The organism is Ruegeria sp. CG4 (assembly GCF_056537185.1).
On the sequence record NZ_JBQFRB010000001.1, the window covers coordinates 1,263,086 to 1,286,143 of the forward strand.

General features: G+C 59.6%; 21 protein-coding genes. 10 read left to right on the forward strand and 11 right to left on the reverse strand.

Annotation, left to right across the window (positions count from 1 at the left end; translation table 11 throughout):
• The 5 genes from ACR0J2_RS06305 to ACR0J2_RS06325 all read left to right on the forward strand — a co-directional run bounded on the left by ACR0J2_RS06305 (window position 1) and on the right by ACR0J2_RS06325 (window position 5,031).
• Window positions 1–213 (forward strand): hypothetical protein, encoded by a 213-nt coding sequence (locus tag ACR0J2_RS06305; protein ID WP_170609554.1) that lies wholly within the window; start codon window positions 1–3, stop codon window positions 211–213.
• A 276-nt stretch (window positions 214–489) separates the two neighbouring features.
• A complete protein-coding gene (locus ACR0J2_RS06310; RefSeq protein WP_480812005.1) occupies window positions 490–1,128 on the forward strand; it encodes a glutathione S-transferase family protein in 639 nt (212 codons plus the stop codon).
• Between the two features lie 11 nt (window positions 1,129–1,139).
• On the forward strand, window positions 1,140–2,351 hold the full coding sequence (locus tag ACR0J2_RS06315; RefSeq protein WP_170808238.1) for an acetyl-CoA C-acetyltransferase: 1,212 nt from the start codon (window positions 1,140–1,142) through the stop codon (window positions 2,349–2,351).
• Entirely contained in the window at window positions 2,351–2,836 is a 486-nt protein-coding gene (locus tag ACR0J2_RS06320) for a cupin domain-containing protein (protein ID WP_321251785.1), read from the forward strand. The genes ACR0J2_RS06315 and ACR0J2_RS06320 overlap by 1 nt, the downstream gene beginning before the upstream one ends.
• Complete coding sequence (locus ACR0J2_RS06325) at window positions 2,833–5,031, forward strand: 3-hydroxyacyl-CoA dehydrogenase NAD-binding domain-containing protein (RefSeq protein ID WP_480812006.1); 2,199 nt, start codon at window positions 2,833–2,835, stop codon at window positions 5,029–5,031. The genes ACR0J2_RS06320 and ACR0J2_RS06325 overlap by 4 nt, the downstream gene beginning before the upstream one ends.
• Window positions 5,032–5,083: 52 nt before the next feature.
• Here the strand turns inward: ACR0J2_RS06325 and ACR0J2_RS06330 are convergent, their stop codons facing one another.
• The 3 genes from ACR0J2_RS06330 to ACR0J2_RS06340 all read right to left on the reverse strand — a co-directional run bounded on the left by ACR0J2_RS06330 (window position 5,084) and on the right by ACR0J2_RS06340 (window position 7,578).
• Complete coding sequence (locus tag ACR0J2_RS06330; RefSeq protein ID WP_480812007.1) at window positions 5,084–5,809, reverse strand: Hint domain-containing protein; 726 nt, start codon at window positions 5,807–5,809, stop codon at window positions 5,084–5,086.
• A 231-nt stretch (window positions 5,810–6,040) separates the two neighbouring features.
• The gene (locus ACR0J2_RS06335; protein ID WP_480812008.1) at window positions 6,041–6,691 is read right to left on the reverse strand and encodes a sulfotransferase family 2 domain-containing protein; all 651 of its coding nucleotides are present in this window, start codon (window positions 6,689–6,691) and stop codon (window positions 6,041–6,043) included.
• Window positions 6,688–7,578, reverse strand: coding sequence for a DMT family transporter (locus ACR0J2_RS06340; protein WP_480812009.1), 891 nt, complete (start codon window positions 7,576–7,578; stop codon window positions 6,688–6,690). Before ACR0J2_RS06340 ends, ACR0J2_RS06335 begins: the two co-directional genes overlap by 4 nt.
• Window positions 7,579–7,774: 196 nt before the next feature.
• Here ACR0J2_RS06340 and ACR0J2_RS06345 point away from each other — a divergent pair, with 196 nt between their 5' ends.
• Entirely contained in the window at window positions 7,775–8,788 is a 1,014-nt protein-coding gene (locus ACR0J2_RS06345; protein ID WP_321251776.1) for a hypothetical protein, read from the forward strand.
• Window positions 8,789–8,896: 108 nt separating this feature from the next.
• On the opposite strand, the gene upp is transcribed toward ACR0J2_RS06345, so the two are convergent.
• From upp to ACR0J2_RS06380, 7 genes are all read right to left on the reverse strand, one after another.
• Window positions 8,897–9,529, reverse strand: a complete 633-nt coding sequence (upp, locus tag ACR0J2_RS06350) for a uracil phosphoribosyltransferase (protein WP_170609538.1) — start codon at window positions 9,527–9,529, stop codon at window positions 8,897–8,899.
• A complete protein-coding gene (locus ACR0J2_RS06355; protein ID WP_480812010.1) occupies window positions 9,526–10,512 on the reverse strand; it encodes an adenosine deaminase in 987 nt (328 codons plus the stop codon). Before ACR0J2_RS06355 ends, upp begins: the two co-directional genes overlap by 4 nt.
• Window positions 10,509–11,720: a phosphopentomutase gene (locus ACR0J2_RS06360; RefSeq protein WP_480812011.1), complete on the reverse strand. Its 1,212-nt coding sequence runs from the start codon at window positions 11,718–11,720 to the stop codon at window positions 10,509–10,511. Before ACR0J2_RS06360 ends, ACR0J2_RS06355 begins: the two co-directional genes overlap by 4 nt.
• Entirely contained in the window at window positions 11,717–13,024 is a 1,308-nt protein-coding gene (locus ACR0J2_RS06365) for a thymidine phosphorylase (RefSeq protein ID WP_480812036.1), read from the reverse strand. Before ACR0J2_RS06365 ends, ACR0J2_RS06360 begins: the two co-directional genes overlap by 4 nt.
• A gap of 4 nt (window positions 13,025–13,028) precedes the next feature.
• Window positions 13,029–13,421, reverse strand: coding sequence for a cytidine deaminase (locus tag ACR0J2_RS06370; RefSeq protein WP_170609530.1), 393 nt, complete (start codon window positions 13,419–13,421; stop codon window positions 13,029–13,031).
• A 103-nt stretch (window positions 13,422–13,524) separates the two neighbouring features.
• Window positions 13,525–14,622: a cupin domain-containing protein gene (locus ACR0J2_RS06375; RefSeq protein WP_170609528.1), complete on the reverse strand. Its 1,098-nt coding sequence runs from the start codon at window positions 14,620–14,622 to the stop codon at window positions 13,525–13,527.
• On the reverse strand, window positions 14,591–15,289 hold the full coding sequence (locus tag ACR0J2_RS06380; RefSeq protein WP_480812012.1) for a hypothetical protein: 699 nt from the start codon (window positions 15,287–15,289) through the stop codon (window positions 14,591–14,593). The genes ACR0J2_RS06375 and ACR0J2_RS06380 overlap by 32 nt, the downstream gene beginning before the upstream one ends.
• A 173-nt stretch (window positions 15,290–15,462) precedes the next feature.
• On the opposite strand from ACR0J2_RS06380, the gene ACR0J2_RS06385 reads away from it, so the two are divergent.
• From ACR0J2_RS06385 to ACR0J2_RS06400, 4 genes are all read left to right on the forward strand, one after another.
• Complete coding sequence (locus ACR0J2_RS06385; RefSeq protein WP_480812013.1) at window positions 15,463–17,736, forward strand: NADP-dependent malic enzyme; 2,274 nt, start codon at window positions 15,463–15,465, stop codon at window positions 17,734–17,736.
• Window positions 17,737–17,780: 44 nt separating this feature from the next.
• Window positions 17,781–18,170 (forward strand): GFA family protein, encoded by a 390-nt coding sequence (locus ACR0J2_RS06390; RefSeq protein ID WP_170609522.1) that lies wholly within the window; start codon window positions 17,781–17,783, stop codon window positions 18,168–18,170.
• A gap of 231 nt (window positions 18,171–18,401) precedes the next feature.
• Window positions 18,402–20,291, forward strand: a complete 1,890-nt coding sequence (gene prpE / locus ACR0J2_RS06395) for a propionate-CoA ligase PrpE (protein ID WP_480812037.1) — start codon at window positions 18,402–18,404, stop codon at window positions 20,289–20,291.
• A 94-nt stretch (window positions 20,292–20,385) separates the two neighbouring features.
• Complete coding sequence (locus tag ACR0J2_RS06400; RefSeq protein ID WP_480812014.1) at window positions 20,386–21,828, forward strand: amidase family protein; 1,443 nt, start codon at window positions 20,386–20,388, stop codon at window positions 21,826–21,828.
• 277 nt (window positions 21,829–22,105) lie between these two features.
• Here ACR0J2_RS06400 and ACR0J2_RS06405 read toward each other — a convergent pair whose 3' ends face one another.
• Complete coding sequence (locus tag ACR0J2_RS06405) at window positions 22,106–22,867, reverse strand: NAD kinase (protein ID WP_170609519.1); 762 nt, start codon at window positions 22,865–22,867, stop codon at window positions 22,106–22,108.
• Window positions 22,868–23,058: the final 191 nt, after the last annotated feature.

The window sequence follows — 23,058 nt, forward strand, 5'->3', positions numbered from 1 at the left end:
ATGCCGAAACGCTTTCGCTTAACCCGCCGCTTTCCGGTTGCAATGACCGAAGACGGGTATCGCCGTCTCAAGGGTTTCGCCCGCGAAGCGGGGCTGGACGAGGGTGAAGCGCTGTCTTTTCTGTTCGAGAATTTCAACAGTGTCATTGACGAGGAGAACCTGACTCACCGGCTACGCATATTCAATTCCGAACTGGAAGCGCGAAAGCGGTGAGGCAATACGCCAATTCTTCGCCTGCGATCGCATCGAGGCCAAGCGCCTCCGGCGGGAGTATTTTTGAAAAGATGAAGGCCTGATGCGCCCCTGCCACTGGGCGCACTCGCCATCAGGACAGGGACGACTTCACCTTTTGCGGTCATCGGCTCTCCAGCCTGTACCGCATGTTGATTGAAACAGACCAAGGTTGATCAAAGGTAAACGTCGGCTCTTCATCTTTTTCAAAATACTCAATTCCAACCTGACCACATGCGCCTTGGGAGGGGTAATCGCATGACTATAAAACTGCATTGTTTCGGAGAAAGCGGGAACTCCTACAAAGCGGCGCTGGCCTTGGAGATGTCGGGGCTGGAGTGGGAGCCGGTCTTTGTCGATTTCTTCAATGGCGAGACCCGCACGCCAGAATTTCGCGCGGAGGCCAACGAAATGGGCGAAGCGCCCTTTCTGATCGATGGCGATTTCCGCACCAGTCAGTCCGGCGCCATTCAGGCGTATGCGACTGAGAAATCAGGGAAGTTCGGCGGCAGGAACCGGGAAGAGAACTACGAGATTTTCCGTTGGGTTTTGTGGGATAATCACAAACTCAGTTCAATGGCTGGCCTCACTCGTTTTCTGATCAATTTCCTGCCGGAAAAGCACCGCAACCCGGATGTGATCGCGTTCAATCAAGGTCGGCTTAAGGCGGCATACGAGATTCTGAACCAGCATCTGGCCGGTCGTGACTGGATCGTCGGCGACGGAGTGACAAATGCAGATCTCAGTTGCTGCGGCTACCTGTATTATCCGGAACCATTCGGCTTCGACCGCGCCGACTGGCCAAACATCGACGCCTGGCTGACACGCCTCAGCGAGCAGCCCGGCTGGAAACACCCCTATGACCTGATGCCCGGCAACCCGTCGGATCGAGCTTGAGGAGAAGACCCATGACCGAAGCCTATATCTATGACGCCCTGCGCACCCCGCGCGGCAAGGGCCGTAAGGATGGCAGCCTGCACGAGGTAACCTCGGTGCGCCTGTCCGCCCTGACCCTGAACGCGATGAAAGAGCGTAACAACCTCGAAGGCCACGCCGTAGAGGACGTGATCTGGGGCAATGTCACGCAGGTGATGGAACAGGGCGGTTGTTTGGCACGTTCGGCCGTGCTGGCGTCCGATCTTGACCAGTCGATCCCCGGCCTGGCGATCAACCGTTTCTGCGCCTCTGGGATGGAAGCGGTGAACCTGGCGGCGAACCAGGTGAAAGGCGGTGCTGGCGACGCGTACATCGCTGGCGGTGTCGAAATGATGGGCCGCGTGCCCATGGGCAGCGATGGTGCCGCCATCGCCGTTGATCCGTCTCTGGCGATGAGCACGTATTTCGTCCCGCAGGGTATTTCGGCCGACATCATCGCGACGGAGTATGGCTTCAGCCGTGATGACGCCGACGCGCTGGCGGTTGAATCGCAGAAACGTGCCGCGGAAGCATGGGCAGATAATCGGTTCGAAAAGTCGGTCATCACAGTCAAGGACCAGAACGGGCTGACCATTCTGGACCGCGACGAATATATGCGCCCCGGCACGGACATGCAGAGCCTTGGCGCACTGAACCCCTCATTTGCGATGATGGGTGAGCAGATGCCCGGCTTCGACAAGGTGGCCATGCTCAAATACCCGCATCTGGAAAAAATCAATCACATTCATCATGCAGGAAACAGCTCGGGCATCGTGGACGGTGCGGCGGCGGTTCTGATCGGCAACAAGGAATTCGGCGAGAAATACGGCCTGAAACCCCGCGCGCGCATCAAGGCAACCGCGAAGATCGGCACCGACCCGACCATCATGCTGACCGGCCCGGTTCCGGTGACCGAAAAGATCCTGGCCGATAACGGCATGAAGATCAGCGATCTGGACCTGTTCGAAGTGAACGAAGCCTTTGCCTCAGTCGTGCTGCGCTTCCAGCAGGCGTTCGACGTCGACCCGGCGTTGGTCAACGTCAACGGCGGCTCGATCGCGATGGGTCACCCGCTGGGTGCAACCGGCGCAATGATCATCGGCACGCTTCTTGATGAGCTGGAGCGTCAGGACAAGGAAACCGGATTGGCCACGCTCTGCATTGCATCCGGCATGGGTGCGGCAACGATTATCGAGCGCGTCTGATGCCCAAGCTGGATCTCTCTCAAATCCCTTTCCGGGGCGGTTCGGGTTACCCCGGCAAGCTGGCCAAAGCTGGCGATGGCCGCTTTGTTCAACCGGTCGGAGATGCCGGCGGGCTGTCCCAATACGGGGTCAACATCGTGCGGCTTGAACCGCAGGGCATGTCCTCGCTGCGCCATTATCATATGGAGCAGGACGAGTTTGCCATCATGCTCACTGGCACCTGCGTGCTGATCGATGACGATGGCGAGCATGAGATGCAGCCCGGCGATTGCGCCGCTTGGCCCGCAGGTGAGGCCAATGGCCATCACCTTGTAAACAAAACCGATGCGCCCGCGACCTTTCTGGTGGTGGGCACGCGGACCCCGACCGAGACCGGATATTATAGCGACATAGACATGATGGTGAAGTTCGATGCCCACGGCTTTCGCTTCACCCGCAAAGACGGCAGCCCGCTGACGGCTGACCAGATCGGAGACGAGACATGACTGATTTCACCATGAAAGTGGACGCCGACGGCGTTGCCATCATCACCTGGGACGTACCCGAGAAAAGCATGAATATCCTGCGCGTCGAGGCGCTGGCCCTTATCGAAGAGATGATCGATCAGGTTCTGTCAGATGACAACATCAAGGGTGCGGTCATCACCTCGGCCAAGGACAGCTTTGCCGCCGGTATGGACCTGAACGTGCTGGGATCGATCCGCGAGAAGTCGGGCGATGAACCGGCGCAGGCCATGTTCGATTTCACAATGAACGGGCATCGCATTCTACGTAAGATCGAACTGGCGGGAATGGACCCGAAGACCAAAAAGGGCGGCAAACCGATTGCCGCCGCCCTGCCCGGCACCGCGCTGGGGATCGGGCTTGAGGTGCCACTGGCCTGTCATCGCATTTTCTGCGCCGACAACCCGAAGGCCAAGATCGGCCTGCCCGAAATCATGATCGGCATCTTCCCGGGCATGGGCGGAACCACCCGCATGGTCCGCAAGCTGGGTGCCGTTGGTGCGGCTCCGCTATTGCTGGAAGGCAAAACACTGGAGCCGAACAAGGCCAAGGGTGCGGGAATGGTCGATGAGGTCGTCGAAGACCCGCTGGCCGCCGCGAAGGAATGGGTGCTGAACGCCAGCGATGCGGATCTGGTCAAGCCTTGGGATGCAAAGGGGTACAAGATGCCCGGTGGTGCGCCGTACCATCCGGCTGGCTTCATGAACTACGTTGGCGCTTCGGCGATGGTCAACGGCAAGACACAAGGCGCGTTCCCGGCCGCTCAGGCCCTGCTGAGCGCGGTTTACGAGGGTGCCCTGGTCGATTTCGACACAGCCCTGAGGATCGAGGCGCGTTGGTTCACTTCGATCCTGATGAACCCGTCCTCGTCAGCGATGATCCGCAGCCTGTTCCTGAACAAGGAAGCGCTGGAGAAAGGCGCAGTGCGACCTCAGGGTGTGCCGGACCAGTCGGTTAAGAAGATCGGTGTTCTGGGCGCGGGCATGATGGGCGCGGGCATCGCGCTGGTGTCCGCTCAGGCCGGGATGGAAGTCGTTCTCATCGACCGCGATCAGGAGGCCGCCAACAAGGGTAAGGCCTATACCGAAGCGTACCTGGACAAAGGTATCAAGCGCGGCAAGGTCACGGCTGACAAGAAAGAAGCCATGCTGGCCCGCATCACCGCGACGCCCGATCTGGAGCATCTGAAAGGCTGCGACCTGATTATTGAAGCGGTATTCGAAGACCCCGCAGTCAAGGCCGACATGACCAAAAAGGTCGAAGCGATCATTCCCGAAGATTGCATCTTTGCCTCCAACACCTCGACTCTGCCGATCACCGATCTGGCCAAGGCGAGCGTGCGGCCGGATCAGTTCATCGGCATCCATTTCTTTTCGCCGGTCGAGAAGATGTTCCTTGTCGAGATCATCAAAGGCAAGGAAACCGGGGATCGTGCGGTGGCCAAGGCGCTGGATTACGTGCGTCAGATCCGGAAGACACCGATCGTCGTCAACGATGCGCGGTTCTTCTACTGCAACCGATGCATCATCCCGTACATCAACGAAGGTGCGCGCATGATTACCGAGGGCGTCAGCCCTGCATTGGTTGACAACGCCGCACGTCAACTGGGTTTCCCGGTCGGGCCGGTTCAGCTGACCGATGAAACCTCGATTGATCTGGGCGCCAAGATTGCCCGCGCGACCAAGGCGGCGATGGGCGATGCCTATCCCGAAAGCCCCTCGGACGATCTGATCTTCTGGATGGAAGAACAGGGACGTCTGGGCCGCAAGGCAAATGCAGGCTTCTTCGACTATGACGAAAAGGGCAAGCGCGTCGGGTATTGGAAAGGTCTGCAGGACAAATACCCGCTGGCCGAAGATCAGCCCGACCTGATCGAGGTGCAGGAACGCCTGATGTTCGCACAGGTTCTGGAAGCGGTCCGCGCGCTGGAAGAAGGTGTTCTGGAGGATATACGCGAAGGTGACGTGGGTGCCATTCTGGCCTGGGGTTTTGCCCCGTGGTCCGGTGGCCCGCTAAGCTGGCTGGACATCATTGGCGCACCTTACGCCGCCGAACGCTGCGACCAGCTGGCGGCGCAATACGGCGAACGGTTCGCCTGCCCGCCGCTGCTGCGTGAGATGGCCGAGAAAGGCCAGACGTTCTATGGCCGCTTCGCGCCCGAGGCAAAGGCCGCCTGAACAAGTGATGCAGGCGCGTAATACGCGCCTGCATCGTTTTCTTAGTGTTTGGTTAGGTCTGCCATTCAGGCCGCAAGAACAGGGCTGGCACATTCGGCCTGCCGGGTCTTCCCGGGCGGCGCACTCCCAACTGTGGCCTGACGGGAAAAATCGGTTCTTGCGGGATGGGCGCGGGCAGCGCACCCAACGGGTTTGCAAGGGCTGATAGTTCGCCCTTGTATGCGATCAGATCGACAAGGTGGTCGGCGTCCTGCGCCTCGGCGATCTGGTATGAAGACTGATCCGGGGACCCGCGCGATCCAAAGCGACTTGCCGGGCAAAAGGCCTGCAATCCGCCTTCAAGGAAGACCACCTCGTCACAATCGAAAAACAACGTGCTGACATCGAAGGTTGTGGACGGCGCCTGCGAGGTCATCCGGCACATCCCGCTGAGCATCCGGGCCGGGATCACAGACACGCCTTCGGTGCCCGGTTCAATCCGGCTTATGTCCAGCGCGACCCCCTGTTCTGGCATCAGCCAGACAGGACGCCCATTATACGCCGCACGCGACGGCACGTAGATGGGCAGATATTCTGTGCGCGTTTCACCCGTTGCGATGCTCACCCTGTCAGTCGCAATTCGGCGTACTTCCTTGAAACCATGGTCCAATGTCCGGACAAGATCACCTGCCGCAATGCGTTCCACCGGCTTCCAGCCTCGGGTCGTTGCAATCTTGGTGCCGTGGACAAACCCGCCCCGGCGCGACAACGTTGCATTGCGCGACAGGACATCGTCCATCTTCCGCGCATGATCTGATAAATCAGTAACACTCACTACTTCAAACACGTGCCCAGCCCCCCTTGGCACAGATAAACATTGAACCCGGGGTATCATGTGATCAGGCGCGCTGTCTTAGTTTTGACATATTTTAGCCCAAATTGAGCCTGTTCCGGCCCAATTGACCCACAATCAGCAAACAATGCGACTGTTGTTCACAGGCTTGCCGGAAATTCGGAAACGGTGACGGGATCAGGAGTGGAACCGGTAGTCGAATCTTGCGATATCTTCCGCGCAGGCATCCGCCACCGCATTTCGGGTTCGCGTGGAATAGTACTGCCGATAATCCACCTCTCTTCCGGACCCGTTGAGATGAGGAAGGGTCAGCCTGATACCGAGATGCGTGAACAACGGTTCAGCATCCTCTTCGAACTTCTCAAGCCGGATAAAGGCCCGGCACTGCTCGTGCCCATCTGCCCGCGTCATGTAGCGCCGCGCGGGATGCGCCTGAATTGACCTAAGCGTGGCCGGGTTCAGCAAGAATTCTTCAAATGATGACACCTTTGCCAGCGACACTGCGGGGTGGTCAAATTTCTGGTCCCGCAGCCAGTAGTAGTAACTTACAAGCCGATCCCATGGGTTGCGGACCAGCGTGAAAGTGAACATGCGCTCCAACGCCTCGGGCGAAACAAGTCCGTCGATATCCGCCAACGTAGAGTGTTTCCACAACCGCCCCCTGGCCTGTAAGCCCTTTTGCCGTCGATGACGGTTTCGCGCCTTGGGCGTGTCTCCGATCAGGATGTCATCCTTCGTCGCCCTCTGTTCCAGCGCCGATGCAAGCGACGTGCCGCCCGTTTTGGGGATATGAACAAACACATACGACCTGCGCCGGGAAACGATCACGCCACGGCCTGTTCCGCCGACGCACGCATCGAACGCCAGCCCAGCAGGGCGCCGGCCAGCACGATCAGCCCGATACCGACGATCTGAACGCCATCGATCGATTGGCCGAAGGCCGCCCACGCAAACGCAGGACCGAAGATCATCACCGAGTATTCGAAGATTGCGACATAGGATGGCTCACCAACCTGATACGCCTTGATCAGCATGAAAACGGCAATGGTTGACCCTACGGCCTGGACCACCACCCAAAGAAGCGAGGGTTGTATCTGCCAGACCACGCCGCGGGTCACGAACCCATCCGGGCCCGGTTCCGCACCGACCGGAAAAATCGAAAACCCCGTCAGCCCCAGCGCGCCAGCAATACCAAGTGTAATTACCATCCCCCCCAGCATGACGACCGTACTTTCCTGCGCGCAGTGGGACCGTGTCAGGATCGCCCCAAGCGCATAGAAAAACCCGCCTGCTACCGGCAACAGGGTTTTGGCGTCAAAATCTGCCGGATTGAGTTGCAGAACCAGAAGTAACCCCAGAAACCCGAGCAGTGCAGCCAGAATGCGCCAGGGCCCGATTTTCTGCCGCAGACCAAAGGCCGAAATCAGCAACACGAAAATCGGCGACGTAAACAACCCCGCCAACGCCTGTGCAACCGGCATCAAAGCAAGCGACGAGAAGTAAAACAGCATGGCCAGCGTCATCAGGACGCTGCGAAAAAGAACGATGCCCGGGCGGATCGGGCGCAATCCGCCCAACCCAAGCAGTGACAACAGAAGCACCAGCGGCAGCATCAACAATGCGCGGCTCAGGTGGAATTGCCACAGACCGATCGTTTCGGCCACCAGAACCACGACATTGTCGATCACCCCGATGATGGCCATTGCGCCAATCATGAGGCCAGCGGCCAAAACGGGTGAAGATGGGTTGCCTGCCTGCATTCTGTTCAATTTTCGCCTTCGCTGCCGGACCCGCGTATTTCCCCGCATCCGGATACCGGGCGCAAGTGCCAAATACGGTTCAACAGGTTTGCGCCGCGTAAATTTATCATGCTAAGCTGGATCAAAATAATTTTGAGCAGACCTCGCCCCGATGACGGCCCTAAAACAGTACCAGCGGATCGAAGCCACCGGTCTGTGGCGGCCCTCGCCCGATATGCAGCGGCGCGAGGTGGTCGTCTCGATTGGCGAGGCCACGCTGACCATATCTGATTTCAATGACCGTGCACTGACCCACTGGTCCCTGGCCGCGCTGGAACGGCAAAATCCGGGCGGCTACCCGGCCATTTTCAACCCTGACGGCGACCCGGATGAAACGCTGGAACTGGCCGAATCCGAAACCACGATGATCGAAGCGATCGACAGGCTGCAACGTGCAATCGACCGGTCACGTCCGCACCCTGGCCGACTGCGCTGGCTGAGTGTCGGCGGGGTAGTCGCCGCCGTGGCGGCCCTGCTGTTGCTCTGGTTGCCGGTTGCCTTGCAAAGCCACGTTGTTTCAGTCGTTCCCAAGATCAAGCGGCAGGACATCGGCGATACCATCCTGCAACGCATCGAAAGGGTTTCCGGGCGCGCCTGTGCGTCGGAAGATGCCAAGGCCGCGCTGGATATGCTGGCAAAAAGGACCGGAGTGCGGCAGATCGTGATCCTGCCTGCCGGGGTGCAGAACAGCCTCAGCCTGCCCGGCGGCACGGTGCTGCTGAGCCGAACGCTGGTCGAGGATCATGAAGACCCGGCCGTGGCGGCAGGATATGTCATCGCCGAACGTGCCCGGGCCGAGGCACATGACCCGCTTGACGATCTGCTGGACCGCACCGGCCCGACAACCGCATTCCGGTTGCTGACGACCGGCGAACTGACACCGCAAATCATCGACAGTTATACCGAGCAGGTCCTTTCGGAACCGCGCCCATCCCTGCCCGATCAGGAATTGCTGGCCGTGTTTGCCCAGGCGGCCCTGCCCTCGACACCTTACGCCTACGCGCGTGATATCACTGGCGAAACGGTTCTGGGCCTGATCGAGGCCGACCCGATGGCGGGCCGATCCCAGGAGCAGGTCCTGCCGGACCGCGACTGGGTCCGGCTGCAAAATATCTGTGGTGAATAAAGCCTTTCGGGATTTACCTGAACACTCTCCCACACGATTACCCCGAGAACGCCGTAGGCGGGGCAGGGATTTCGTACCTCACCTTACACCCGAAACGCCGCAGACAGCTTATTTGGTACCGAACATCCGGTCGCCGGCGTCGCCCAGTCCGGGCATGATATAGCCCTTGGAATTCAGTTCGCGATCCAGCGCGGCCGTCACGATATGCACATCCGGATGGGCCTCTTTCATCCGCGCGACGCCTTCGGGCGCGGCCAGCAGACAGAGGAAACGGATATCGGTCGCGCCTGCCTCTTTCAGCAGATCAATTGCGGCGGCCGAACTGTTGCCTGTGGCCAGCATCGGATCCACAGCAATGACCAGGCGGTCTTTCAGTCCTTCGGGCGCTTTAAAGTAATACTGGACAGGTTTCAGCGTCTTTTCATCGCGATACAATCCGACAAAGCCCACCCGCGCCGACGGGATCAATTCCAGCACACCGTCCAGCATCCCGTTGCCTGCGCGCAGGATCGACACCAATGCCAGTTTCTTACCCGCCAGAATGGGGGCGTCCATCTCCTCCATCGGGGTTTCGATGTTGCGGGTCGTCAGCTTTAGTTCTCGCGTGACCTCATAGGCCAGCAATAGGGTGATTTCCCGCAGCAACTGCCGGAAAACGGCGGTCGATGTGCCCTTGTCCCGCATGAGCGTCAATTTGTGCTGCACCAGCGGATGATCAACGACGGTCAGATGTTCGCTCATGTTTTCTCCAGTCTTTTTTGGACCCGCGAACGGGTGTCTTCATCACAGAAGGCCGCATTGAGGGCCGTGACATTCATTGCGCTGAAATCCTCGGCCTGCCAGCCGAAAGCTGCGTTCAGCATCTCATATTCACGCCGCATGGTGGTATGAAAAAACGGCGGATCGTCGGTTGAGACGGTGACCTTGACGCCCGCATCGCGCAACTTTGCGATCGGATGGGCGCTGAAATCCGGATACAGGCCCAGCACCACATTGGACCCCGGACAAACCTCAAGCGTGATGTCCCGGTCGACCAGTTCATGCATCAGGTCGGGGTCTTCAATGGCGCGCACACCGTGCCCGATCCGCTCGACCCCCAGGTCGCGCACCGCATCGCGCACGCTGTCCGGTCCGCCAAACTCACCCGCATGGGTGGTCAGCCGCAATCCTGCCTCGCGAGCGCAATCAAATGCCCACTTAAAATCGCCCTGCGCGCCGACTCCTTCGTTGCCGCCCATGCCGAAGCCCGTGATCCAATCGCCCGAGGTTTCGGCCGCGCAACGGGCGCTGAGTTTCGCCTTGTCCGGGCCAAAATGGCGAACACAAGTGATGACGCCGCGCAGGGTGATGTCGAACTTGCGCTCGGCCTCATCCGCGGCGTCCTGAATGGCATTCAGGTAATCGCGCCAGGCGTGCACATCGCCACCGCCGCAGAAATCGGGGCTCAGGAAGGTTTCCGAATACACCACGCCATTGGCCGCACTTTCTTCCAGAATTGCCAGGGTCAGTCGGCGGAAATCCTCGGGCGATTTCAGTACTTCGCAGGCGGCCTCATAAACGCTCAGGAAATGGGCGAAATCGCGGAAGTCATAGGAGCCGTCGGGCTTGAAAATACCGCTCAGATCAATGCGTTTTTCATGCGCAAGCTGGCGAATGAAGGCGGGCGGAGCCGCGCCTTCGTGATGCAGATGCAACTCGATCTTAGGCAGGTCTGCGACAGTCATAGAAAACTCCGTCCCGGTCCATGTGCCGGAATGTTCAGGTGATGCGCGATGCTGGCGGCGACATCGGCGAAATTGACCGCACCGATCTGCCCTACGCCCCGCCCTGCGATCAGCACCGGCACCTGTTCGCGTGTGTGGTCTGTGCCTGTCCAGCTTGGGTCATTTCCATGATCGGCGGTCAGCACCATCAGGTCACCCGGGCGCAGTTTTTTCAGGATCGCGCCGATTTCGCGGTCGAACCATTCCAGCGCGCGGGCATAGCCACTGATGTCGCGGCGATGTCCATAGAGACTGTCAAACTCGACAAAATTGGCAAAGGTCAGACTGCCGTCTTCAGCTTCGTCCACCAGATCAGACAGGTGCCCCATCAGTTCGGCGTCCGAGCCCTTGCACAAGGTATCAATCCCCTGCATCGAGAAAATGTCGCCGATCTTGCCCACCGCGTGAACGCGGCGTCCGGCATCCTGCGCCCAGTTGGTCAAAACCGGCGCGGGCGGCAGAATGGCAAAATCCTTGCGGTTGGTGGTTCGGGTGAACCCGTCCTCGGGCGAGCCTATAAACGGGCGTGCGATGACGCGGCCGATCTTCATGTCATGCAGCATCGGGGCCAGCGTCCGGCACATCTGCAGCAGGCGGTCGAGGCCAAAGCTTTCCTCATGCGCGGCAATCTGGAACACGCTGTCGGCCGAGGTGTAGCAGATCGGCCAGCCCGTCCGCATGTGTTCGGCTCCTAGTTCGGCAATGATTTTCGTGCCCGAGGCGTGGCAATCGCCCAGTATCCCGTCTGTTCCGGCTGCCTCTGCCGCCGCGCGGCTCAGATCAGCGGGGAATGCGGGCGTGGTGTCCGGGAAATAGTGCCAGTCCCACGGCACCGGCAGTCCGGCCAGTTCCCAGTGGCCCGAAGGCGTGTCCTTGCCCAGCGAATGTTCGTGCGCGCAGCCCCAGAGGCCGGTTGGTTCGACCTCGAGCCCCGGTGTTTCATCGCCCGAGGCCAGACGCACAGACGCTCCCAACCCCAGCGCGTCGAGGTTGGGCAGGTGCAGCGGTCCCGATCGACCATCTTCGGCGCGCCCTTCCGCGCAGGCCTGCGCGATATGGGCCACGGTGTTGGCGCCCGTATCCGGGACCTCGCCGTTAAAAAACTGATCCGCATCCGGTGCGCCGCCAATACCGACAGAGTCCATGACGACAAGGAAAGCCCGTCTCATGCGGTAATCCTTTCATGGACGAGATCGGGGGCCGGTACGGGCGCTTCGCTGATCGTGATGGCCTGCAAAATCGCCTCTGCGGCTTGCCGGGCCGCGTCTTCGCGTGCGGCGTGCACCACGGCCAGTGGCTCGCGCTGTGATACCTGCTGCCCCAATCGCACGATGTCAGAAATGCCCACTGCCGGGTCAATGACGTCGGCTTCGACCTGCCGCCCGCCACCCAGCGCGACGACGGCCAGACCCAGCGCCTCGCCGTCTATGCTTGTGATATAGCCGCTGTGTTGGGCCGCAACTTCCTGAATGACATTCGCTTCGGGCAGAAAGCGTTCCCAGTTTTCGACAAGATGGACCGGACCGCCCACCGCCGCCATCATGCGGCCAAATCGATCCGCCGCCCGACCATCCCTGATCACATCGGCGATTTGCCTGCGCCCCTCGTCAATCGAGGCAAACATCCCTGCATCTTTAAGCAGCACACCGCCCAGTTCGGCGGAAAGCTCGGCAAGAGGCGTCGGTTGGCCGCCGGTCATCGCCTTCATCACCTCGGCTATTTCCAGCGCATTGCCCAGCGCCGAGGCCAGAGGCTGGTTCATATCGGTGATCACTGCCGAAGTGCGACAACCGGCGGCGTTTGCTGTTTCGGTCAAGGCCCGCGCCAGATTTCGGGCATCATCCAGCGTTTTCATGAACGCACCGGAACCGACCTTCACGTCCAGCACCAACGCATCCGGGCCCGCTGCCAGCTTTTTCGACAGGATCGACGCCGTGATCAGATCCAGGCTTTCAACTGTCGCCGTCACGTCGCGCACCGCGTAAAGGCGTTTGTCCGCAGGCGCAATCTGGCCGGTTGCGCCGACGATGGCCGCACCGGTTTCGCGCAATATCTGCTCCAACCGGTCCTGACTGATTTGGGTGCTGACCCCTGGAATGGCCTCAAGCTTGTCCAGTGTCCCGCCGGTATGGCCAAGGCCACGCCCCGAGATCATCGGAACATAGGCCCCGCATTCGGCCAGCGCCGGCGCCAGCACAAGGCTGACACAATCCCCGACCCCACCGGTCGAGTGCTTGTCGATCACCGGACCGTCCAGATCCCAGCTCAGCACCTCTCCACTGTCCCGCATCGCGACGGTCAGATCGGCGCGGCCCTGTGCGCCCAGACTGCCCATGCAAACTGCCATGGCAAACGCCCCGGCCTGCGCGTCACTGACGGCACCATCGGCCAAACCCTGGGTGAACCAGTTCAGCTCTGCACTGGTCGGAACGTCACCCCGGCGCAGTTTTGCGATGATCGAACGGGCGTCCATAGGTTCAGACATCCTCCATATGAGAGGCGTCGAACGCGCCGGGCAGAAGCTGTCCGATGGTTGTCTCAAGCTCAGTTCCGGTTGCTGTCGCAAGCGTCACTTTGACGTCCGGCTTGCCGAATTCCGCCAGCTTCTGACGGCATCCGCCACAAGGCGGTACCGGTTGCGGGCTTGAGGCGACAACATAAACCTCGGTCAGTTCCTGCTCACCCGCGGCCACCATCGCGGCAATCGCACCCGCTTCGGCACAGGTGCCTTCCGGGTAGGCGACATTTTCCACGTTGCAGCCGGAAAAGATCACTCCGGACTTCGACCGGATCGCCGCGCCCACTTTGAACTTCGAATACGGCGCGTAAGCGTTTTCCCGGACGGACAGGGCGGCGTCTTTCAAAGGCATGGTGATTCCCAATTTTTGATCATCTGGTCAGAATGCCATACCCTAATGGAAAGAGCCGGGGGATTTGAAGCCCCCGGCGCATGTTTCCTGATCCGATCTTGGCTTAACCCAGCGTTGTATTGAAGGTCCCGGGCAATGTGACCTCCAGCAGCTCGACATCATCGGACGGGTCCGCAAGGCGCGTGCGCATCCCCGGCGGGATCACAAAGGCGTCGCCCTGTTCCAGCCGATAGGGATCACGTCCTTCCCCTTCCAGCGTCACCTGACCGTTCATCACGAAGGTGAAATGGATATCGGTATCATGACTGGCCCAGACCGGATCGCCCTGCCCCCGTTTTACCACCTGAACCCCGGCAACGCCCTTAGTGTTTTCCGCAATCGTGGTGTCCCGGCAGATATATCCCGGCAAGCGGAACTCCCCCCACTCGGCATCTTTGGCCTGATTGTACACAAACCGCTGCCCCTGCCATTCCCGCGTGGGCCGGAAATGAGGGGTGGGCAGATCCATGTCATGATCGATTTCCGTGACATGTTCCGCGGGTACACCGATCTCAATCACCTGCACATTGTCCGAGGCCTCGAGCACGCGGTGACGGATTTCCGGAGGCTGGATAAAGCAATCGCCCGCCGTCAGGCGCATCTTTTCGCCCTGATCCTCGTACACAACATCGACCCAGCCGTGGATACAGAAGATCAGCTGAAACCCGACCTTGTGAAAGTGCACCATGTCGGGCACCGGGCCGCCATCGGGGATACGGATGTGGCTGGCGATGATCGACCCGCCCAGCCGATCAGGCACCAGATCGCGATAGTGCATACCCGCCCGTCCAATGATCCACGGCGCCTGGTCCTTTAGCCTGCGCACGACAAAGGAATGCACCGTTTCCGGCATCACCAGCGGCGGGTTGCGGTCGTCAATTTCTATGCGAGTTCCATTGGGGGCGACCAGCACACGCTCGCCATCGGCAAACCGATCCGGATCCTCGGTCAGGATTCGCAAGGTCCCGGGCGCCTCGGGCGCGTCCTTTTCGATGCGCAATCGCAAGCCATGGCCTGAAAACACCGCAACACGGGGGTCATCGGCGGGATAGATCATATCCATCCGCATCCCCAGCGTTCTGGTATAAAACGGGATGTCGTCGCGCAGTTCGTTCGTGGGCAGACGGAATTCAGCGAGTGTCGGACTTTTGCTGCTGGTCATCAGGCTTCTCTTCAATATTCGATTTGGGCCATCCGATCAGAACAGAGGCCAAAATGCCAATCGAAAAGAACATCTCGAGCGTTTCTTCCAGCGCAAACAGACGGATCGCCATAATCGGGGACAGCGTCTCGTCAAAAAGTCCCGAGACCTCTTCCAGAAGCTGGGCCACCACAGCCGACAGCCCGGCAAGAACGAAGATCAGCAAAAACGGCGCGCGCTGTTTCAGCGCCAGCCGTGCGTTGGGCACCCCGTGCCAAATGGCACCGCCCAGTATGATGACCGCAAGCACGACCCGGATCAGCGTCATGTCCAGAATGTCATCCAGGCCGCTCAGTATCATAAACGGCACGGTTCCTTCGGAATAAATGTCTGCTTCCAGCTCGCGCTCGGCCAGAAGCAGGCAGGTCACACCGATGTAAAGACGTTTCAATCCGGGAAACCGCACCAGTGCCGCCAGCCCGGCAGCAAGCAGCGCGGCGGCCGAAATCGTTTCGAACGGCCCCCCTTCCTGGTTGAGTTGCTCGGCCTGCAGGGGCCAAATCACAACGGCGCACAGGATCAGGGCCATCAGCGCAATCGCCACGCGGAACCCGGACTTTTCCATTCCAAAAGTAGATTGGTTGCCTGAAACGGCCTTCTCCGGCCGCGTGTTGTCTTTTATGCTCATGCCTGATTTTGCGCTTCGCTGCAGTGAAAGTCCACTCCGTGTAAAAGAACCACGAACAATTTCAACCAGCCTGTCACTCTCGGCCAATTTCGGCCCACGCGTTACACCGCATAGCCAAGCCAGAAAATATAGTTTAACACTAAACCAAATTCCGGGAAGGAGCTTGTTCACCGATGTCCGACACACCCAGCCTGCGGCAGGCCGCGCTTGACTATCACGCCCACCCGAAGCCCGGAAAACTTGAGATAAAAGCGACCAAACCGCTGGCCAATGGCCGCGATCTGGCGCGTGCCTATTCGCCCGGTGTGGCCGAGGCCAGCCTTGAGATCAAATCGGATGCCGCCAATGCCGAGCTTTATACGTCGCGCGGGAACCTGGTGGGTGTCGTGTCAAACGGCACCGCGGTTCTGGGGCTTGGCAATATTGGCGCGCTGGCCTCGAAACCGGTGATGGAAGGCAAGGCGGTTCTGTTCAAGAAATTCGCTGGTATCGACTGTTTCGATATCGAAGTGGACCAGCCCGACCCGGAAAAGCTGGCGGATATCGTCTGCGCGCTGGAACCGACCTTCGGCGCTATCAATCTGGAGGACATCAAGGCACCGGATTGCTTTGTCGTCGAAAAACTGTGCCGCGAGCGGATGAACATCCCGGTATTTCACGATGACCAACACGGAACGGCCATCGTCGTTGGCGCCGCGGCCAAGAACGCCCTGCACGTTGCCGGCAAGAAGTTCGGAGACATCAAGGTGGTGTCAACTGGCGGCGGTGCAGCGGGCATTGCCTGTCTGATGATGCTGGTCAAACTGGGGGTCAAGCGCAAGAACATCTGGCTGTGCGATATTCACGGGCTGGTCTACGAAGGCCGGGCCGAAGATATGAACCCTCACAAAGATCAGTTCGCGCAGAAATCGGACCTGCGCACACTGGATGATGTAATTGGCGATGCAGATCTGTTTCTGGGACTCAGCGGCCCGAATGTCCTGAAGCCCGAGATGGTCGCAAAGATGGCCAAGCGCCCGATCATCTTTGCCTTGGCCAATCCAACCCCTGAGATACTGCCGGATGCCGCCCGAGAGGTTGCTCCGGACGCGATCATCGCAACGGGCCGCAGCGATTTTCCCAATCAGGTCAACAACGTGCTGTGCTTTCCCTTCATTTTCCGCGGTGCCCTGGACGTCGGCGCGACCGAGATCAACGATGACATGCAGATTGCCTGCGTCGATGGCATCGCCGAACTGGCCCGCGCCACAACCAGCGCGGAAGCCGCTGCCGCCTATCAGGGAGAACAACTGACGTTCGGGCCGGATTATCTGATTCCGAAACCATTCGATCCGCGTCTGGTGGGCGTTGTATCGTCATCGGTTGCCAAGGCGGCAATGGCCAGTGGCGTGGCCAAACGGCCGATCTCGGATATCGAGGCTTATAAGGAAAGCCTGAACCAGACCGTTTTCAAATCGGCCCTGCTGATGCGTCCGGTTTTCGAGGCCGCAGCCGCAGCGTCGCGCAGAATTGTCTTTGCCGAAGGCGAAGACGAACGGGTTCTGCGCGCGGCACAGGCGATCCTGGAAGAAACTACGGAAACACCGATCTTGATTGGCCGACCCGAGGTGATCGATGCACGCTGCGAAAAGCTGGGCCTGACTGTCCGGCCGGGGCAGGATTTTCAGATCGTGAACCCGGAAAACGACCCGCGTTACTACGATTACTGGAACTCTTACCATCAGGTCATGCAGCGCCGGGGCGTTACACCGGATCTGGCCAAGGCGATCATGCGCACCAACACGACCGCGATTGCCGCCATCATGGTCCAGCGTGAAGAAGCCGACAGCATGATCTGTGGCACATTTGGCGAATACCGGTGGCATCTGAACTATGTCGAACAGGTTCTGGACGACGGAAATCTTCGTGCGCAGGGCGCGCTGTCTCTGATGATTCTGGAAGACGGTCCCCTTTTCATTGCCGACACACATGTCCGGCAACTGCCCACACCTGAAGAACTTGCCGAAACGACAATCGGGGCAGCCCGCCACGTGCGGCGGTTCGGGCTTGAGCCGAAAATCGCGTTCTGCTCGCAATCTCAATTCGGCAATCAGGCCGAAGGTTCTGGCAAGCGTCTGCGCGCCGCGCTGGATATTCTGGACTCCAAACCTCGGGACTTCACCTATGAAGGTGAAATGAACCTGGATGTTGCGCTGGACCCCGAGCTTCGCTCGCGTATCTTCCCAAATTCGCGCCTTCAGGGCGCCGCCAACGTATTGATCTTTGCCCACGCGGATGCCGCCAGCGGGGTGCGAAACATTCTGAAGATGAAAGCGGACGGAATCGAGGTCGGCCCCATTCTGATGGGCATGGGCAACAAGGCGCATATCGTGACGCCCTCGATCACGGCGCGCGGCTTGTTGAACATGGCGGCCATTGCCGGAACCCCGGTTGCGCATTACGGTTAATGGGGTGGCTCTGACATAGGCCGCCGTTTTCGGGAGGGGGCACCATGAAGGGGCATTGTCACTGCAAGGCCGTCCGGTGGGAAAGTGACGGCAACATAGCGTGGAGTTGCTATTGCCACTGCACGGATTGCCGCCGCAACTGCGCCGCCCCTGTTACCGCATTTTTCGGATTGCCGCATGAATCGGTGACCTGGTCTGGCGATCCACCTGCGGTCTATCGGTCATCTCCGGATGTCGAGCGGTTGTTCTGCGCGGCCTGTGGAACTCAGATGGCGTACCGCAATGCAGGGGACACGGTGAACATCCACCTTTACATCGCGACGCTGGAAAACCCGGAAACAGTTTCGCCCCGGTTTCACGTGTTCCATACAGATCACCTGCCGTGGCTGGATATTCAGGACAGCTTGCCCCGATACGCCAAGACCGGAAACTGAACGGTCCGTGATTCCGCGGCCATTTGCAACTAATAATTTGCAGTTTTGCAAAACAAAGGCTTTGTTGCCAATTCACCTTGATCGGGAAGGCGATTTGCAAAACTTTGCAGCCCGTTTTCCCGGTATCTGCAAATAATTCGCGGTAAACTGACGCGTCGTCATTTCAGCCGCTTGTCCGACAGGCGGCAGATGCCTAACACACTGGCAAGGGATTTTGAGGAGGACGATGCCGTGGCTTATCAGGACATCTATGAGAGTTGGAAATCCGATCCGGAGGCGTTCTGGATGGACGCCGCCAAGGGGATCGACTGGGTACAGCCGCCAAGCAAAGCGCTGTTTGACGACAATGCCCCGCTCTATGAATGGTTCTGTGACGCCAAGGTCAACACCTGCTGGAATGCGGTGGACCGGCATGTTGAAAACGGTCGGGGTGAGCAGACGGCCATAATCTACGACAGCCCGATCACCCATACAAAACGCGAAATCTCATATGTCGAACTGCGCAACCGCGTTGCAACGCTGGCCGGGGCGCTGCGGGCCAAGGGGATCGAGAAAGGCGACCGGGTCATCATTTACATGCCCATGATCCCCGAAGCGCTTGAGGCGATGCTGGCCTGCGCGCGGTTGGGGGCTGTTCACTCGGTCGTGTTTGGCGGTTTTGCCAGCAATGAACTGGCCGTTCGGATCGACGACGCGAAACCAAAGGCGATCATTGCGGCGTCTTGCGGGCTGGAACCCGGTCGGGTGGTGCACTACAAGCCGCTACTGGACGGCGCCATCGAGATGGCGAGTCACAAGCCCGAATTCTGCGTCATCTTCCAGCGCGAACAGGAAGTGGCGCAGCTGATCGAAGGGCGCGATTTCAACTGGCATGGCTTCCAATACGGCGTTGAACCGGCGGAATGTGTGCCGGTTGATGGCAACGATCCAGCCTATATCCTTTACACCTCGGGGACGACCGGCGCGCCCAAAGGTGTTGTGCGCCCTACCGCAGGGCATCTTGTAGCGCTGAACTGGTCGATGAAGAACATCTACAACGTTGATCCGGGCGATGTGTTCTGGGCCGCCTCGGACGTGGGCTGGGTCGTCGGTCATTCTTATATCTGTTACGCGCCGCTGATCCACGGCAACACGACGATCGTGTTCGAAGGTAAACCGGTCGGCACCCCGGATGCGGGCACTTTCTGGCGGGTGATTTCTGAACACAACGTGCGCAGCTTCTTCACCGCCCCAACGGCCATCCGCGCTGTTAAGCGCGAAGACCCTTCGGGCGACATGCTTAAGAATTACGACCTGTCCTGCCTGAGGGCACTGTTCCTGGCAGGTGAACGTGCAGACCCGGACACGATCACATGGGCGCAGAACGCACTGAAAGTTCCGGTGATCGACCATTGGTGGCAGACCGAAACGGGCTGGACCATTGCCGGCAACCCGCTGGGGATCGAGGAACTGCCGGTCAAGCTGGGATCACCCGCCAAGCCGATGCCAGGATATGACGTGCAGATTCTGGATGAGGCAGGCCACCCGGTTCAGGCGGGCGAGCTTGGGGCCATCGCGGTCAAACTCCCCCTGCCGCCCGGCACTCTGCCGACCCTTTGGAACGCCGAGGACCGGTTCCGCAAATCCTATTTGGATCAGTTCCCCGGTTATTACGAAACCGGTGACGCGGGGATGATCGACGAGGACGGCTATCTCTATATCATGGCGCGCACCGACGACGTGATCAACGTGGCCGGCCACCGCCTGTCCACAGGCGGGATGGAAGAGGTCCTGGCCGCCCATCCCGACGTCGCTGAATGCGCGGTCATCGGCGTCTCGGACCAGCTGAAAGGGCAGATGCCAGTTGGCTTTTTGTGCCTGAACGCCGGCTGCGACAAAGATCACGCCGAGGTCGTGCAGGATGTCGTCAAAATGGTGCGCGAAAAGATCGGGCCTGTTGCGGCGTTCAAGCTTGCTGTCGTGGTCGACCGCTTGCCCAAGACGCGGTCGGGCAAGATCCTTAGGGGTACCATGGTCTCGATTGCAGATGGCAAGGACTACAAGATGCCCGCAACCATCGACGATCCGGCCATTCTGGATGAGATCGCCGAGGCCCTGAAAACCATCGGTTACGCTCAGTAACCCAGAAACGGGCGACAAACCGTCGCCCGCTTTTCGCCTTTCGCTTGCAACCTGTTACCGGCCCCCTACTGTCACTCTGAGACAGAGAGGGACCATGACAGATCAAGAACTCTGGCGACTAACCGCCACCGAATTGTCCAGCCAAACCCGCAGCGGCGCACTGAGCGCCGAGGCCGCCGTGCAAGGCGCGCTGGACCGGATGCACGAGATCAACCCGGACCTGAATGCGGTCGTAGACGACCTGAGTGTGCAAGCCCTTGAACGCGCACGAGAACTGGACAAGGCGCGCGCCAAAGGCGCGTCTGCAGGCCCGCTGCACGGTGTTCCCGTGACCATCAAGGTCAATGTGGACCAGAAGTACCACGCGACAACAAACGGCGTTTCTGCCCTGAAGGATGTTATCGCACCCGACGACGCCCCGGTGGTTGCCAATCTGTTGAAGGCAGGCGCGGTCGTGATCGGCCGGACGAATACACCTGAATTCTCGTTCCGCGCGGACACCGACAATCCGCTTTATGGTCGCACGCACAACCCCTGGGGCAGGCACATCTCGCCCGGCGGGTCGTCTGGCGGTGCAGGCGCTGCAGTGATGGCCGGTATAGGCGCACTGGGCCATGGCAACGACATCGGTGGCAGCCTGAGATTTCCGGCCGCTGCCAACGGCGCGGTGACTGTCAAACCCGGTCTGGGCCGGGTACCAGCCTGGAACCCCAGTCAACAGGCGGAACGCGGGTTACTGGCACAGTCCATGTCGGTGCAGGGGCTGATCGCACGTTCTGCTGCCGACCTGCACCTGTCCATGCCTTGTCTGATTACCCCTGACCCGCGGGATCCGTTCCACGTTCCCCTGCCCTGGCGGACCGAGAACCCGGATACCCCGATCAGGGTTGCATTTACGAAGAACACATACGGCTACGACCTGCACCCCGAAGTTGAAAAGGCGCTGGAAACCGCACGCGATGCGCTGACGGACGCGGGCTATCAGGTAGACGAAGTCGAAACGCCGGATGTGTTCGACTGCGGACGCAATGGGTATCGCGCACTGATGGGCGAGGTTCTGACCCTGATGAAAAGCGACATCGAAGCGGTCGGGTCGCAGACCATCCGGGATGTCTTTGAAGTGTATTTCCAGGAATTTCCGCCGATCGTGGGAACCGAGTTGATCCGCATGCTGGCGGAACGCAGCCACTATGCAAGGCAATGGTCACTGTTCATGGAGGACTACGCGCTGGTTCTGTCCCCATTTCTGCCGCAACCCTTCTTTGGACCCGATCGTGACACAGAGGGGGCCGAAGGTGTTCACGAGGTTCTCGGCTGCGCCGTCTACTCGTACGCGATGAACTTTCTGGGTCTGCCGGCCGCATGCGTTCCCGCCCGGCTTGCCAGCCTGCCTAAAGGCCCTCAGCCGATCAATGTGCAGATCGCTGCGCGGCGGTGGCGTGAAGACCTGGCGGTTGAAGCCGCGGCCGCGATCGAAGCCCGCGTCGGGCAGATGTGTTTTCCGCTGTGGGACAGAATGGAATCAGGGGCACGCTGAGCCTCGGCCTAAACCCTGACAACGCAGCTGACAAAAATAGACCCCGGGTTTTTGTGCCCGGGGTCCGCATACTAAAATATGCCCGAATTTCTGATGACGAGCGTAGCACCACCCACCCTCGCCAGCGCGAAAACTGCGCAATCATTTCGAATACGCTGTTGGCGGCCACTCACTCCCGCCTTAGCGTGTTCTCCGGGCAAGTTCAGATTAACGAATGATAAAGCACTTTCCTGTGAACTGGTTCACACAAACCGAAAAAATGTTCAAACTGGACAGCTTAGGTAAACTGCTCAGAAATCAGACGCTCCTCAAGACCATGGCCGGGATCGAACAGAATTCGGTGTGTGATTGACGGCTCGGACCGGATTTCAACCCAATCTATGTCAGGGAATGAGTTCGAATCCGCATCCGCCATGACCGGGCGTTTATCCGCTTCGATCACATCAAACCTGACATGCGCGATCTTGGGCAACAGAGCGCCGCGCCAGCGGCGCGGGCGAAATGCGGCAATCGCGGTCAGCGCCAGAACATCCGACCCGATCGGCAGAATCGGGCCGTGGGCCGAGTAGTTGTAGGCAGTGGATCCGGCAGGCGTGGACAACAATGCACCGTCGCACATGAGTTCAGCCATGCGAACCCTGCCATCCACGCTGATCTTCAGACGCGCGGCCTGCGGTCCGGCGCGCAGCAACGACACTTCGTTGATTGCAAGCGCTTCGTGCATCTTGCCGGACTGATCCATGGCGCGCATGGCCAGCGGGTTGATGACCTCCTCCTCGGCGGCGGCCAGCCGCTCCATCAGGTCACCTTCACTGAACTCGTTCATCAGAAAGCCGATGGTTCCGCGGTTCATGCCATAAACCGGCGTATCCAGATGTTGCATGTTGTGCAGGGTGTGCAACATGAACCCGTCGCCCCCAAGCGCGACCACAACATCTGCGTCCCGAGGCGCGGCATTGCCGTATCGGGCGACCAGCGCATCCCGCGCAATCTGGGCCACCTTGGCGTCGCTGGCAAGAAAGGCGATTCTCTGAATCATGTAAACGGGTTTCCGGTGCTGCACATTTGGTTCCGAAACAAACATACCTTTCCCCGATAGGCCAGACTTGACGCCATAACGGGCCAATTCGTCGCTTTACGACTTTTGCATGTATGTCGTTTCCGATAGGAAATCCGCAAGATTATTCCCAGCCATGTGGAGCCCCCATGAACGCCAATCTTCGTGACACC